The sequence below is a fragment of the Haloferax massiliensis genome (genome assembly GCF_001368915.1).
Taxonomy (GTDB): Archaea; Halobacteriota; Halobacteria; order Halobacteriales; family Haloferacaceae; genus Haloferax; species Haloferax massiliensis.
Map to the genome: position 1 here is coordinate 187,871 of NZ_CSTE01000002.1, position 13,567 is coordinate 201,437.

The following is a 13,567-nucleotide window of genomic DNA, read 5'->3' on the forward strand; positions in this document are numbered from 1 at the left end:
CGCGGTACGCACTCCCATGCGCGTCAGAGATTGGCAGGACATCCTCTCGGAGGTCGTCGACGACGACCGCAACCGCGACCCCGACGGGTGGCGGGCCGTCGCGGGGAGTCGCCGCCGAAGCCTCGGCGAAGACCTCTTTCTCGCCCACCCCGACGCCGGCGTCTACCAACTGAAGACGTACGCGAAGAACCCCTACGAGGTCCGCGGCGTCGGCGCTCGCGTCGCCCGCCGCGTCGACGACGACCTCGACCCGCTGTTCCCGCGCCGGCGCGACGGCGGCGAGGGCGACGCCGGCCGGTTCGCCGTCCAGCGACCGCCCGAAGACGAGTCGCAGGCCGAGTCGATGGCGCGGCGACTCGAAGAGACCGTGAAGGTCCACGCCGACGCGCCGACCACCGCCGACGACTTCTTCACCGACGTGATGGAGGCGCTCGAAAGCCCGGCGTTCGGCCCGATGGACTACGAGTTCGACGCCCGGCCCGACCGCCTCGACGACCTCTCCGATGAGTTCGCGGACGCCGACGAGTTGCTCTCATCGGACCTCGACGACCTCATCGAGTCCGACGGCATCGACCGCGGCTTCCAGTAGGAGTCATCGGTTTCAAACCCTCGCACTCCCATTAGCCACGCATGGACGATAGGCTCCGCGGGCGGGCGCGACGACCGCCCCACTGCGGGACTTCGGAGGGACGATGGTCGGGTCGAGCATGAGCGACGACGAGACGCGGCTCGCCAACAACCGGCTCAAAATCGGCTTCACCCTGCTGGTCGGCGTGTCGGCCGCGCTCGTCGCCGCGCAGGCGGGCGCGACGCTCGTTCAGGGCGCAATCGCGCTCCTCGCCGGACTGGTCATCGGCGGCCTCCTCACGTGGTACATGAGCCGGTGGGCGCGCGAGTTCACCGCCGTGAACCGCCGGTAGGGGGACTCAGGGCGACACCCGAGCGAGCCATCGCTCGGGGGCGTCCAGTTCCGCGTCGGTCGGTAAGTTCTCCGGATGGTCCCACACCCGCGACGCGGCGGCGACGCCGCGCTCGTCGGCGACGTGCTCGAAGAAGCGAGCGCCGCGTTCGTACTGCCGGCGCTTGAGTCCGAGGCCGAGGAGTCGCCGCGCGAGTTTGGCGACCGGGCCGCCGCCCTGCCGACGCTCGTCGAGTTTCCGGCGGAGGTCCTCGTAGTCGTCGTCGAACGCTCGGTCCATCAGCAGTTCCGCGTAGCCCTCGACGGCGGTCATCGCCGTGTCGAGTTCGCGGAACGCGTCGCGGTCGATGTCGCCGTCGACGAGGGCGTCGACGCCGCGTTGCATCCGCGATTCGAGGTGCGTCGAGAGCCACGGGGCCGCGCCGAACTCCGCGGCGTGCGCCACCTCGTGGAAGGCGATCCAACGGCGGAACCGCGGGTAGTCCACGTCGAGGCTGTCGGCGACCCGGCGGATGTTCGGGTGGACGAAGTACAGGCCGTGGTCGTCGTCGCCCTCGGCGAGGAGGAGCGGGTCGTACTGCCCGAGGACGTTGTTGCCGAGAAACGAGAGGACGAAGGCGAACGACCCGGTGTTGACCGCGCGCGTGACGCCGGGGAGGACCGCGGGACCGTGTTCTTCGAACGGGGCCATCACCCGGCGGAACGTCGCCACGTTCGCGTCTATCCAGTGGTGTCGGTTCTGGACTTCGACGACCTCGGGCACGTCGAACTCGACCTCGGCGACGGCCGACAGTCGGTCGCGCGCGTCGCGAACGTCGGCCGCGTAGCCCGCGCGCTCGGCGTCCGTGAGGTCGAGCGACCCGGGCTCGGTCGCTGACTTCGCGGCCTCGGTGACGGCGTCCCAGTCGATGGTGCCGGAGCCGGTCGCCGAAGCGTCCGCGACCGCTCTGACGCTCCGAAAGAGGTTCATACCGTATCGTGGCGGTCCGGACGCAAAACGCTTCGGTCGGGGTGTTCGAACCCGCCGATTCGCAGACACGACGACCCTAGACACTATATCGAGTCAGACGTGGGGGGCGTATGGACCGAACCATCGACCACGTCGCGTTCGGTGGTACCGAGCTGTACGAACTCCGGGCGGCCGCGAACGAGGTCGGTCTCACGCCGACCTACGGCGGCGAACACGGGACCGGAACGACCCACATGGCCGTCGTTCCGTTCCCCGACGGGTCGTACCTCGAACTCATCGCGCCGACGCTCGGGACCGACGCCGAGGACGCCGGCTTCTGGCCCGACCACCTCGCGACCGACGCCGGCCCCGCGGCGTGGTGTCTGGAGACCGACGACGCCGCCGCCAGCGCCAAGGCCGCCATCGACGCCGGTCTTCCAGTCGACGGCCCGCACGAGGCCTCCCGCGCCCGCCCGGACGGCCGCCTCGTCGAGTGGGACATGTGCTTCGAGGGCACAGACCAGCGACTCCCCTTTTTCATCCGCGACCGCACCCCGCGGGGCTACCGCGTTCCGACCGCTGTGCGAAACGCCGCCGTCCGCGGACTCCGCACTGTCGTCGTCGCAACCGCCGACCGCGAGGCGACCGCGGCGCTGTTCGCCCGGCGACACCGCTACCCCTCGCCGGTCGATATCAACGGCCCGTTCTCGGCGTTCGCCACGCTTCCCGGCACGCCGCTCGCCCTGTGCGAACCCGGCGACGGCGCGCTCGGGGAACGCATCGAGGCGGTCGGCGAGGGGCCGTGCGCGTTCCTCGTCGGCGTCACCGACCTCGACCGGGCACGGAACTCGCTGTCGCTCGGCCCCGAGATTCGCTACAGCGACCGCCGCATGGCGTGGTTCGACCACGACCTGTTCGACGGTCGGTTGGGTGCGGTGGAACTCCCCTGAACCGCCGATTGAATCCGGACGACGGGCTCAGGCGGCGCAGTTGTTCGGGCCGAGTTCGAGTTCGGTCGCCTCCTCCTCGTCGCCGACCGCGGCGCGGCCGGTGTTGATGTCGATGACGCGCTCGTAGTTCGCCGGCTTTTCCGGCGTGTCCTCGGAGACGCGAGAGACGAACGCCGCCTCGTCCATCGACAGGAGGTCGAGTTCCGAACGCAGGTCGCCGAGCGTCGCGCTCACGAGTTCGCCCGGCGCGGCGACCCCGTAGCGCCCGTCCGCCCCGACGGAGACGTGGCCGGGGAGGACGCGCGTCTCGTCGGGAAGCGACAACAGCGTGTCGTGGAGCGTCTCGTAGAGGAGTTCCGCGCCCGTCGACGCGTCCGCATCGCCGAACTGGAGTTCCGTCCGGCCGACCGACTCGACGAACAGCGTGTCACCGGTGCAGAGGAACCGCCCGTCGACGAGGTAGTTCGTCATGTCCGAGGTGTGCCCCGGCGCGTGAATCGCCTCGACCTCGTAGTCGCCGACGGCCAGCGTCTCGCCGTCGTCCAGCGCGGTGAACTCGTAGGCCACGTCGCGGTCGGTTGCCTCCGACCCGAGGTAGTACGGCACGCCGAGTCGGTCGGCGAGCGCGCGTCCCCCCGAGACGTGGTCGGCGTGGATGTGTGTGTCGAGCACACCAGTGATCGTCAGCCCCGCGTCGGCGGCGACGAGTTCGAACTCGTGGGTCTGACGGGTCGCGTCCACGACGACCGCCTCGCGGGCCGACCGCGAGCCGACGACGTAGCCGAGACAGCCCTTCGCGCGGCGCTGGACCTGCGCGACGAACAGGTCGTCGTCGCCGGTGTCGAGTTCGACCACCTCGTACAGTTTGCTCCAGTCTTCCATGCCGCCTTTGACGACCTCCACGTCGTCGTAGTCGCGCGCCGCGAGTTCAAAGCCGAACGACGTCGAGGACAGTCCTTTCCCGCAGATAGCGACGACCGGCCCCTCCGCGGCGAGGTCGCCGACGCGGTCCCAGTCCCAGTCGCCGCCGAGCCCGTCGACGGGGTGGAAGGGGACGTTGACCGCGCCCTCGATGTGCCACGACTCGAAGCTCTCCGGCGGCCGCGTGTCGATCACGGTGAACGAGTCGCCCGCGTCCAGTCGGTCGGCGAGTTCGCCCACGGTGAGCTGGTGGAGGAGTTTGCTCATGTGCCTAGCTATGGGAACGACGCACAAAACCGTTTGTGGCGGGCGCGGCTGACACGGCTCTCGCGCGGCGGCGAATCGACGCGCGGTCGGCGTTTCGCAACCGCGGCTGACCCGAAAGAGAGCGCCGCCGCTCACCGGGCGGGCGTCAGAAAAGTCGAATCGAAAGGTCGTCCCGAACTACAGTTCGGCCTCGAAGTCTTCGAGGGCGTAGACGGTGTCGGAGCCGCGGCGGTCGAGCGTCTCGTTGGCCAGCAGCCAGTAGACGACCGACAGCGCGCGCCGACCCTTGTTGTTCGTCGGGACGACGAGGTCGACGTTCGACGTCTGGTTGTTGGAGTCGCACATCGCGATGACCGGGATGCCGACCGTGATGGCCTCCTTGACGGCCTGCGCGTCACCGATGGGGTCGGTGACGACGACCACGTCGGGTTCGATGTAGCCGGCGTAGTCCGGGTTCGTCAGGGTTCCCGGGATGAAGCGGCCCGTGCGGGCGCGAGCGCCGACGGCGTCGGCGAACTTCTCGGCCGGGAAGCGACCGTACTGGCGGGAGGACGTGACCAGAATCTGCTCCGGACTGTAGTTCGCGAGGAAGTCCGCGGCGGTGCGGATTCGCGAGTCCGTCTGGCTGACGTCGAGCACGTAGAGCCCGTCGTCGCGGACACGGTGGATGAACCGGACCATGTCCTTGGTCTTCTGCTGGGTACCGATGTGGACACCGGCGGCCAGGTAGTCCTCGACCGGGATGAGCAGGTCGGCGTCTTCGTCGGGCATGACGTCCTCGTCGAAGGCCGGTTCCGGCTCTGCTTCTTCTTCGGCCTCGGCGGCGTCGTCGGCCGCCTCGGCGGTCTCTGCTGTCTCGTCTTCGGTGGCGGCCTCGGCGGGTTCCGTCTCGGCGACCGCTTCGGTCTCCGTCTCGGGTTCCTCGTCGGCGACCTCCACCGCGTCGTTTTCGTTGTCGCTCATACTGCGTCGTCCGCGATGCGGATGAGTTCGTTCAGTTTGGCGGTTCGCTCGCCCTGCACCGTGCCAGTCTTGATGAACGGCGCGTCGGTTGCGACGGCGAGGTGTGCGATGGTCGCGTCTTCCGTCTCACCGGAGCGGTGAGAGATGACGGCGTCCATCCCGTTTCGGGAGGCCAGTTCGACGGCGTCGAACGCGTCGGTCAGCGTCCCGATCTGGTTCGGCTTGATGAGGATGGAGTTCGCGGCGCCCACGTCGATGCCGTCCTGCAGACGGTCGACGTTGGTGACGAACAGGTCGTCACCGCAGATGAGCGTGCGGTCGCCCACGCGCTCTGTGAGTTCCGCGAAGCCCTCGTAGTCGTTCTCGTCGAGGGGGTCTTCGACGTAGACGAGGTCGTACTCGTCGACCATCTCGGCGACGTAGTCGATCTGCTCGTCGGTCGTCTTCGTCTCGTCACCGTAGTGGTAGACGCCGTCTTCGAACATCTCCGAGGCCGCGATGTCGAGACCGAAGCCGATCTCGAAGCCGAGTTCGTCCTCGACGTCGGAGACCGCTTCGCCCATGATTTCGAACGCGTCGGCGTCCGACACCGGCGGCGCCCACGCACCCTCGTCGCCCTTCGCGGCGGGCACGTCGCGCTCGTCGAGAATCTCGGACGCGCGGGCGTGGACCTTCGCGTTGGCGAAGACGGCTTCGGAGACGCTCGGCGCGCCGACCGGCGCGGCGAGGAACTCCTGGATGTTCGTCGCTTCCTTGGCGTGTTCACCGCCACCGATGACGTTCCCGAGCGGCGTCGGGAAGTTGTCGCCGCGGAACGCGCCGCCGAGGTGCTGGTACAGGGGCGCACCGAGCACGTCGGCACCGGCCTTGGCCGCCGCCATCGAGATGGCGACCGCGCTGTTCGCGCCGATTTCCGAGAAGTTCTCGGAGCCGTCGGCGGCGCGGAGCGTCGCGTCGACCTCGCGCTGGTTGCCCGCGTGGACCTCGTCCACGAGTCGGGGAACCGCGTGTCGCCGCGCGGCGGCGATTGCTTCGGTCGGCGGCAGTTCGATTGCCTCGTACTCGCCGGTGGACGCCCCGCTGGGGGCCGCAGCGCGACCGAACCCACCGGATTCGGTGAGCACGTCGGCTTCGACAGTCGGGTTCCCACGGGAGTCGAGCACGCGGCGCAGAGCTACGGATGTGATTCGTGTCATGTTGTCACTTACCCTCTCGTTTGACGGTGAACGGAAGTACACCTGCGTCGTACTCCTCGGCAGCGATTAATATCGGTTCTGTCTGTTCCGAATCGACGAGAACCGGTGCCCCGTAGGAGACCTGCAGCGCTCGCGCGCCGAGGATGCGTGCCTTCTCGTATCGGTTGTACCGTTGCATCATTGGTAGGGGGATACGACGTCCACGAGGTCCTTGTGCGACACCATCATCCGCCGGCAGCAGGCACGCGTGACCCCGAGGTCGTCGAGGACATCAGCGGGGTCCTCGTCTCCCTCGCGAGCACGGGCTTTGAACTCGTCCCAGTGTTCGCCGATCACTGTGCCGCAGGTGAAACACCGGACGGGAATCATCATGGTTAGATCACCTCAGCGGTAGGACTTCTGGTAACGAGCGCGCGCGCCCGGTCCGCCCCACTTCTTGGGTTCGGACTGGCGAACGTCGTTGACCAGAAGCGAGCGGTCGAACTCCATGTACGCGTCGCGAAGCTCCGCGTCGTTCAGGTGCTGCACCAGCCCACGAGCGAGCGCGGTGCGGACTGCGTCGGCCTGACCGGCCACGCCGCCGCCGTTGACGCGCACGTCGATGTCGACCTGCGAGCGGAGGTCCTCGCCTGCGATGCGGAACGGCTCCAGCATCTTGAGGCGGGCCATCTCCGGCTCGACCAGCTCGACCGGCTGGGAGTTGATTCGGACTCGACCCTCGCCCTCGCGCACGGTGGCGCGGGCGATTGCGGTCTTCTTCTTACCGGACGTGTTCGTTACCATGTGACGTTAGCACCCAGCTTCTCGGAGACCTCTCCGAGCGAGATGAACTTGATGTTCGAAAGGCGGTCCAGCGAGGTGTCTTCGAGCATCTCGCCGTCTTCGTCGTACGGATTGCCGACGTAGACGCGGACGTTCGAGAGCGCCTCGCGGCCGCGGGGCTTCTTGTACGGAAGCATGCCGCGGATGGCACGCTTGAAGATGCGGTCGGGACGCTTCGGGTAGTACGGACCCTGGTCCGAACCGACTTCGACGCGCTTTCTGTACTTGGCCATCACGTCCTCTTCCGAGCCCGTGATGACGGCGTCTTCCGCGTTGACGACGGCGACCGTATCGCCCGCGAGGGCGCGCTGTGCGACCTCCGAGGCGACGCGGCCGACGATGCAGTTTCGAGCGTCGACAACGACGTCTGCGTCGAATTCTGCGAGGCTCATCGGATCACCCGTACGTTGGACCCGTCGGGGTTCTGTTCAGCGAGTTGTTCTAGCGTCACGGTGTCGCCGACCTGCTCGATCTTCTTTCGAGCGGTGGACGAGAAGTCCACGGCCGCGACTGTGACGTTCTTCTGCAGCACACCGCTACCCAGCACCTTGCCGGGCACGACGACGGTCTCGTCTTCCTGAGCGTATCGTTCGATACGACCAAGGTTGACTTCCGCGTGGGTGCGCCGTGGCTTTTCGAGACGGTCCGCGACATCCTGCCAGACGTTGGCACCGGACTCACGCGAGACCGCCTTCAGCTCGGCGATGAGACTGTTGAGTCTCGGGTTCGTCTTACTCATTGTCTACCTCCAGAGAGAAAGCGGAGTGCAGGGAGCAGGATTTGAACCTGCGGACTCCTATGAGACAGCGCCCTGAACGCTGCGCCGTTGGCCAGACTTGGCTATCCCTGCAAGCATTCCGCTGTACTTCATGCCCCGTAAAAACACCTTCGGTCCGACCCGCCGTCGTGAGGGAGTCACACGCCACGCTATCGGTGGCAGTGACCCCTCGCGGGGCGGGCGAACGTCGGTGTTGAGACGGGGCAGCGTTCATTCTTACAGTGCGACCTTCTCTTCGAGTTCGGCCGCGCGGTCGCCCAAGGAGGCGACGGCGCGCGTCACGAGCTCGTCGACGTCGAACGAACCGTCCGTCTCCACACTGAAGACGAACGCTCCGGGCACGTCGTGTACTTCGACCTCTTTACCGGGGTACCGCTCCGTCAGGTCGTTGCCGAACGTCTCCGTCGCGACGAGGTCGCCGTCTGCGGCGTCCCCCTCGGCGTGCTCCGCCGCGGCCTCTTCGATGACGCCGCGGAGGATGTTCGGCTCCTGTTCATCGAACTCGCCGGCGTCGCCGACGACCTCCACGCGCTGGAGGTGTCGGTAGCCGACGGCGACCCCGCCTTGGTTCTTGGCGTGGTCCTTTCCGTAACCGAGGACGGCGTCGGCCTCAAATTCGAGGCGCTGGCCCTCCTTCAGCTCGATAATGGGGATGTTCTCGTCCGCCGGGACGACCATGTCGTCCGCGGATTCGATGTCCCCGGAGTAGGCGGTTGCCGGCCCGTCGACTTCGAGCGCGACGGTGACGGTGTCACCGGGCTCGAAGTCGTCGAGAGGCGTGGTCAACGGAACCAGACCGAGACGAAGCCCGATCATCTCGTCGAACATGACCGAGGTGTTCTCCACGAACCGAACGGTGTCGATGGAGAACGTCGGCACGTCGGCGACCATCGCCCGGCGAATGCCGTTGGCTAGCGCCGGGGTCAGACCGCGCGCGACGAAACGGGCGCGTCGGTCTTCGCGTTCGATGAACTCGACCTGGAAGTCGTTTACCATGGTGTGTTAGAGTCGGCTGTTTTTCGGCGCGCGAGTTCCGTCGTGCGGAATCGGCGTCACGTCCTCGATGCGACCGATTTCGAGACCGGCGCGAGCGAGGGCGCGAATCGTTGCCTGTGCGCCGGGTCCGGGGCTCTTGTTACCGTTGCCACCGGGACCGCGAACGCGGACGTGCAGACCGGCGATGCCCGCCGCCTTGATCTGGTCGGCGACGCTCTCTGCCATCTGCATGGCCGCGTACGGAGATGCCTCGTCACGGTTCTGCTTGACGACGGAACCGCCGGACGACTTGACGATCGTCTCGGCGCCCGTGATGTCAGTCACCGTGATGAGCGTGTTGTTGAACGATGCGTGAACGTGGGCGATGCCCCACTTGTCACCGGTTTCGGATTCGCTCATTCTTGGGCCTCCGCGCGCTCAGGGTGCAGTTCGTCCGCGAGCTTCGACGTCTCGTCGAACGCCACGGTGTCCTCTTCGTCGACCTCGACCTTGCGGGAGGGGACGGTCGTCCGCGCACCGTCGACGGTCACGTGACCGTGGACGATGAACTGACGGGCCTGCTGGGGCGTCTGTGCGAGCCCCTTGCGGTAGGCGACCGTCTGGAACCGACGTTCGAGGATGTCGGTCACGTCGAGACGCAGCGTCTGGGAGATGTCGTCCTCCGCAGAGAGGATGCCGTAGCGGCGCATGCGCGCCATGAACTCGGCACCGAGCGACTCGGCTTCTTCGACGTCACCCTGGGCCTCGCCGAGGAGGCGTCGCGCCTCGCGGCGGAGGTTGCGCAGTTCGGACTGCGCGCGCCAGAGTTCTTCCTTGTTCTTGAGACCGTACCGAGAGAGGAGGTCCGATTCCTGCGCGATGCGCTCGCCCTGGAACGGGTGGTTCGGGGTCTCGTAGAACTTGGTGTTGTTACCCGTCGTCATTCTTCAGCCTGCGCCTCCTTGATCTCCTCGACGTTGACACCGATGGTGCCTTCGGTACGTCCAGTGGACTTCGTCCGCTGGCCGCGAACCTTCTGGCCGCGCTGGTGTCGAACGCCCTTGTAGGAGCTGATCATCTTCATGCGGTTGATATCATGCCGCCGCTTCTCTTCGAGGTCCGAGCCCGTGATGTGGTCGGTCTCACCGGAGAAGAAGTCCTTCCGTCGGTTTGCCATCCACTCGGGGGCGTGGTCCTCGAAGTTCTCGACGACATCGACAACGGAGTCGATCTCGCCTTCGGGGAGCTTACCGAACAGCGCCGTTCGGTTCACTTCCGCGGCGTCGGCGATGATGCGCGCTGTGCGCTTGCCGATACCCTTCATGTCCGTCAGACTGCGCTCTACCGTCTTCGTTCCGTCAAGGTCGGTCTGACCAATTCGGATGAAGTAACGGAGGTCCTCTTCCTCCTCCGGAGAGCCGTCCTGTGGTTCTTCTGCACTCATGACTTTGGAAGTCGTGTTGTGAGCGTTGCGGCGGGGATTCGAACCCCGGGGGCTTGACGCCACTGAGTTAGCAACCCAGCGCCTTGGGCCAGGCTTGGCTACCGCAACACTTCGGTCGTGTTAGTTTCGCCCTTCCGGACTCGGGGACGACATTCCCCTACATCGATTGCATCCGTTACGAGACGGGGGCATTACTTAAACATCACGAAAGGGACCTCGCGTGACAGCCCGAGTCACCGCCGCTCGCCGCCGAACTGTGGCGTGTTACACAATCTCACCAAAATCATAATAACTGCGGTTACGTATTCCCGCCAATGAGTTCGACAGAGTCCGCGACCGCGCCGACGAAGCCCGTGCGAATCGACACCGCCGAGGAGCTCGACGCCCTCGTGGCCGAACACGACCGCGTCCTCCTCGACATCTACACGAAGGGCTGTACGCTGTGTCAGAGCATCGAACCCGTCCTCGGCAACGTCTCGAAAGCCACCGACGTGGTCGTCGCGATGCTGAACCCGCAGACGGATATGTCGGTCGCGGAGCGGTACACGATTCGGAGCGTCCCGACGCTCCTCCTGTTCGAAGACGGCGAACTCGTCGACCGCCTCGCCGACGGCTTCCAAGGGGCGCAGGCGGTCGTCGACTTCGTCGAGAAAGAGCGGTAAGGTCGGTCGCGTCGGTTCGGCCTCCGTGGGGGCGCTCTTTCGACCCCGCGGTGGCAGTCTCAGCGGTCGGTCGGTTCGTCGAGGCGGGTCGTACACCAGTGACAGAAGCCGAGATCAGCGTCGACCTCACGGCCGCACTCGGGGCACGTGACGGTGTCCGAATCGGGGTCGGCGACGGTCGCCGCCGAGGCGTCGGTGTCGGCGTCTTCGGCGGCGGAGCGGTCGGCCTGCGCCTGCGCTTCGGCGGCCTGTCGCAGGCCGAGGAAGAAGGCGTCGAGGACGCTCACGAAGCTCACCGCGAGGATGGGCACCAGTTCCGAGAGGACCGCGACGAACTCCGACGGCGGTATCGCCTCCCCGACGGACAGCGGGTCGAACGCCTCCGGCGGAACGAACAGCGCGGACACCGCGAACGTGAGAAGCACCCAGAGAGCGGCCCGCCGCCAGCGTCGCAGATACAGATGCCCGAGCCCCGTGAGTATGAGGCCGAGTATCGCGGCGAGCCAGGGGCGGTGTTTCGTGAGTGCGGACATACGTGGATTGGGTTGGTTCTCGCTCATGAGAGTTCCGTTCGTGAGACGCGGCGAGCGAACGCGGTCGCACGTCCGCCTCTGACGCCGAGTGACCGAACGCACATGGACACGTGAACCGACGTGGAGCGGACACATAAAGTGAGCCACGCGAACCGGCGCGGCGCTCCCGAAACAGTCTCAGCGAGTTATCGTCGCCCGGGCGAGTCGATGGTATCGCCGTCGCCCGCGCTCGGAACGACGAGCGCCGGAACCCCGACGTGGCGGACGATTCGCCCGGCAACGGTTCTCGCGGTGCGGTCCCCGCCGCCCTGAGCCTCATCGGCCCCGTCGACGCCGACGACGACCACATCGGCTCCCGTCCGTTCGACGTGCGCCAGCAGTTCGGCCGCGGGAACGCCGGTTCGGACGGTCCCACCGGACTCGACGGCGTCTCTCGCGGCCGCGGCAGCGACGGCGTTCACGCGGCCTCTCGCCTCGGTTTCGAGCGTCCGGCGCGTGTCGGGCGACGCCGTCTCGACGGCGCGCTCGTCGATGACCGCGAGCGGTTCGAGAACCCCGCGAGTCGCCGCGGCGATGCGGCGAGCGAACGTTGCGGCCGGCTCCGCCGAGGGCACGTCGTCGGCGAAGAGCGCAATCCGTCGGTACGTCGGTCGAGGCGACGCCGACGGGACCACGAGCGTCGGGACCGGCGGCGCGTCGAGGACGCGCTCGGCGACCGACCCGACGAGGAACCGACCGGGGCCGGACCGGCCGTGGCGACCGAGGACGACGGCCGGGCCGCCGACGACTGCCGAGGTCAGACGGACGCCCGCGAGGAGCGCCCGACGCGTGACCGCGCCGACGGCCTCCTCCGCTTCGACGGCGGCGCTGGCGGACGGCCCGGCGGTCTCGGTTTCAGTCGTCCCGGACGCGGCGGTGGACGGCACACCGGTCGCGGAGACGACGTGGAGCGGCGCATCGAGGACGCCGGCGAGAAACAGCGCGTGGGCCGCGGCGGTCGCCGCGGCGGCGCTTCCGTCCGTCGCGAGGACCACTCGCTCGGCGGTGACAGTCATGCGCCCCGAGAGGTCGTCGGAGGAGAAAAGTTCGCGCGTCGGGGCGACCGACGCTCAGGCGCCGATGTACTCCTCGTTTATCGTCCAGCCGTCGTCGCCGTCGCGGACGAGGTACTCGCCGTAGTACGGGACGCGGTTGGCGACGACCGCCTCGAACGTCTCGCGGATGTCCTCCCGGGTCATCTCGCCCATCGGGCGCAGGTCGTCGTTGCGGTTGAGACAGCCCTTCAGGTATCCCTCGTGCGTCACGCGCACGCGGTGGCAGTTGGCGCAGAACTCGGGGTTCTCGACGGGGTCGACGATTTCGACCATGCCCTTGCCGACGTAGTAGCGGCGGCGGTGGTGCATGTCGCGGACCTCCACCTCGTCGGCGAGGTCGGCCAGCCACCGGTGGACGCGCTCGATGTCGATGTTCCACTCCGGGCGGCCCGTCAGTTCGGGCATGTACTGGATGAGTTGGAGCTGTAGCCCCTCGTTTTCGGCGACGTACTCGACCATCTCCTCGACGTGGCCGGCGGTCTTCGTGAACACGACCATGTTGAGCTTCACGGGCGTGAGGCCGGCGTCGACCGCGGCCTTGACGCCCTCCATCACCTTGTCGTACGCCCCGGACTTCGTGATTTGCGCGAACGCCTCGGGGTCGAGGGCGTCCTGCGAGACGTTCACGCGGTCGAGGCCGGCCGCGACGAGGTCCTCTGCGCGGTCGCCGAGGAACGTCCCGTTGGTGGTAAGCGAGGTCTCCATCGAGTCCGGCGTCCGCCGGATAATCTCTTCGAGGTCCGCGCGGAGCATCGGCTCGCCGCCGGTGAATTTCACCTTCTCGACGCCGTACTCCTCGACGACTTCGAGAAAGCGGACCACGTCGTCGGCGCTCATCTCCTCGTCGGAGGCGTCCATCGGCCCGCGGGTGTCGCCCAGTCCCTCGTTGTGGCAGTAGACGCAGTCGAAGTTACACCGGTCGGTCAGAGAGATTCGAACGCCAGTTACCTCGCGGTCGAAGTCGTCCACCAGCACCATATACCGAATCCTGGGAGTGTACGTTGATAAATTCGCTGTCGATGACCGGAACGGAGTAACTGGAACCCGTTACGTTCTCGGGGTCTCGAAGTCGGTGGCGGTGTGGGCGGCGATGC

General features: G+C 67.1%; 20 protein-coding genes and 2 tRNA genes. 4 read left to right on the forward strand and 18 right to left on the reverse strand.

The genetic code is table 11. The features are described from left to right. Positions 1–16: 16 nt before the first annotated feature. Positions 17–589, forward strand: a complete 573-nt coding sequence (locus BN996_RS05080; RefSeq protein WP_089777457.1) for a hypothetical protein — start codon at positions 17–19, stop codon at positions 587–589. 103 nt (positions 590–692) lie between these two features. Further along, the gene (locus tag BN996_RS05085; protein ID WP_089777458.1) at positions 693–920 is read left to right on the forward strand and encodes a hypothetical protein; all 228 of its coding nucleotides are present in this window, start codon (positions 693–695) and stop codon (positions 918–920) included. 6 nt (positions 921–926) lie between these two features. On the opposite strand, the gene BN996_RS05090 is transcribed toward BN996_RS05085, so the two are convergent. Continuing rightward, positions 927–1,889 (reverse strand): zinc-dependent metalloprotease, encoded by a 963-nt coding sequence (locus BN996_RS05090; protein WP_089777459.1) that lies wholly within the window; start codon positions 1,887–1,889, stop codon positions 927–929. A gap of 110 nt (positions 1,890–1,999) precedes the next feature. Here BN996_RS05090 and BN996_RS05095 point away from each other — a divergent pair, with 110 nt between their 5' ends. After that, a complete protein-coding gene (locus BN996_RS05095; protein WP_089777460.1) occupies positions 2,000–2,818 on the forward strand; it encodes a VOC family protein in 819 nt (272 codons plus the stop codon). A 27-nt stretch (positions 2,819–2,845) separates the two neighbouring features. On the opposite strand, the gene BN996_RS05100 is transcribed toward BN996_RS05095, so the two are convergent. The 14 genes from BN996_RS05100 to BN996_RS05165 form a co-directional block, all read right to left on the reverse strand. Continuing rightward, complete coding sequence (locus tag BN996_RS05100; RefSeq protein WP_089777461.1) at positions 2,846–4,006, reverse strand: MBL fold metallo-hydrolase; 1,161 nt, start codon at positions 4,004–4,006, stop codon at positions 2,846–2,848. Between the two features lie 177 nt (positions 4,007–4,183). Then, complete coding sequence (gene rpsB, locus BN996_RS05105; RefSeq protein ID WP_089777462.1) at positions 4,184–4,969, reverse strand: 30S ribosomal protein S2; 786 nt, start codon at positions 4,967–4,969, stop codon at positions 4,184–4,186. Further along, complete coding sequence (gene eno / locus BN996_RS05110; RefSeq protein WP_089777463.1) at positions 4,966–6,165, reverse strand: phosphopyruvate hydratase; 1,200 nt, start codon at positions 6,163–6,165, stop codon at positions 4,966–4,968. The genes rpsB and eno overlap by 4 nt, the downstream gene beginning before the upstream one ends. Before the next feature lie 4 nt (positions 6,166–6,169). Then, positions 6,170–6,346 carry a DNA-directed RNA polymerase subunit K gene (locus BN996_RS05115; RefSeq protein ID WP_004043021.1) on the reverse strand — a complete coding sequence of 59 codons (177 nt, stop codon included), beginning with the start codon at positions 6,344–6,346 and terminating at the stop codon, positions 6,170–6,172. Beyond that, positions 6,343–6,537, reverse strand: coding sequence for a DNA-directed RNA polymerase subunit N (locus BN996_RS05120; protein WP_004061330.1), 195 nt, complete (start codon positions 6,535–6,537; stop codon positions 6,343–6,345). Before BN996_RS05120 ends, BN996_RS05115 begins: the two co-directional genes overlap by 4 nt. Positions 6,538–6,549: 12 nt before the next feature. Beyond that, positions 6,550–6,948 carry a 30S ribosomal protein S9 gene (locus BN996_RS05125; RefSeq protein ID WP_004969360.1) on the reverse strand — a complete coding sequence of 133 codons (399 nt, stop codon included), beginning with the start codon at positions 6,946–6,948 and terminating at the stop codon, positions 6,550–6,552. After that, positions 6,942–7,379 (reverse strand): 50S ribosomal protein L13, encoded by a 438-nt coding sequence (locus tag BN996_RS05130; protein WP_089777464.1) that lies wholly within the window; start codon positions 7,377–7,379, stop codon positions 6,942–6,944. The genes BN996_RS05125 and BN996_RS05130 overlap by 7 nt, the downstream gene beginning before the upstream one ends. Next, on the reverse strand, positions 7,376–7,726 hold the full coding sequence (locus BN996_RS05135) for a 50S ribosomal protein L18e (protein WP_004043025.1): 351 nt from the start codon (positions 7,724–7,726) through the stop codon (positions 7,376–7,378). Before BN996_RS05135 ends, BN996_RS05130 begins: the two co-directional genes overlap by 4 nt. Before the next feature lie 26 nt (positions 7,727–7,752). Then, positions 7,753–7,837: transfer RNA gene (locus tag BN996_RS05140), tRNA-Leu, on the reverse strand. A gap of 144 nt (positions 7,838–7,981) precedes the next feature. Then, positions 7,982–8,761 (reverse strand): DNA-directed RNA polymerase subunit D, encoded by a 780-nt coding sequence (locus tag BN996_RS05145; protein WP_089777465.1) that lies wholly within the window; start codon positions 8,759–8,761, stop codon positions 7,982–7,984. Positions 8,762–8,767: 6 nt separating this feature from the next. Next, the gene (locus BN996_RS05150; RefSeq protein WP_004043027.1) at positions 8,768–9,160 is read right to left on the reverse strand and encodes a 30S ribosomal protein S11; all 393 of its coding nucleotides are present in this window, start codon (positions 9,158–9,160) and stop codon (positions 8,768–8,770) included. After that, positions 9,157–9,684, reverse strand: a complete 528-nt coding sequence (locus BN996_RS05155; RefSeq protein ID WP_004043028.1) for a 30S ribosomal protein S4 — start codon at positions 9,682–9,684, stop codon at positions 9,157–9,159. The genes BN996_RS05150 and BN996_RS05155 overlap by 4 nt, the downstream gene beginning before the upstream one ends. Continuing rightward, the gene (locus BN996_RS05160; RefSeq protein ID WP_089777466.1) at positions 9,681–10,184 is read right to left on the reverse strand and encodes a 30S ribosomal protein S13; all 504 of its coding nucleotides are present in this window, start codon (positions 10,182–10,184) and stop codon (positions 9,681–9,683) included. Before BN996_RS05160 ends, BN996_RS05155 begins: the two co-directional genes overlap by 4 nt. A 23-nt stretch (positions 10,185–10,207) precedes the next feature. Next, a tRNA-Ser gene (locus BN996_RS05165) sits at positions 10,208–10,292 on the reverse strand. 206 nt (positions 10,293–10,498) lie between these two features. Here BN996_RS05165 and BN996_RS05170 point away from each other — a divergent pair. After that, entirely contained in the window at positions 10,499–10,846 is a 348-nt protein-coding gene (locus tag BN996_RS05170; protein ID WP_089777467.1) for a thioredoxin family protein, read from the forward strand. Positions 10,847–10,905: 59 nt separating this feature from the next. Here the strand turns inward: BN996_RS05170 and BN996_RS05175 are convergent, their stop codons facing one another. The 3 genes from BN996_RS05175 to moaA all read right to left on the reverse strand — a co-directional run bounded on the left by BN996_RS05175 (position 10,906) and on the right by moaA (position 13,451). After that, positions 10,906–11,379 carry a zinc ribbon domain-containing protein gene (locus BN996_RS05175; protein WP_089777468.1) on the reverse strand — a complete coding sequence of 158 codons (474 nt, stop codon included), beginning with the start codon at positions 11,377–11,379 and terminating at the stop codon, positions 10,906–10,908. A 185-nt stretch (positions 11,380–11,564) separates the two neighbouring features. Continuing rightward, the gene (locus BN996_RS05180) at positions 11,565–12,434 is read right to left on the reverse strand and encodes a universal stress protein (RefSeq protein WP_089777469.1); all 870 of its coding nucleotides are present in this window, start codon (positions 12,432–12,434) and stop codon (positions 11,565–11,567) included. A 54-nt stretch (positions 12,435–12,488) separates the two neighbouring features. Continuing rightward, a complete protein-coding gene (gene moaA / locus BN996_RS05185) occupies positions 12,489–13,451 on the reverse strand; it encodes a GTP 3',8-cyclase MoaA (protein ID WP_089777470.1) in 963 nt (320 codons plus the stop codon). Positions 13,452–13,567: the final 116 nt, after the last annotated feature.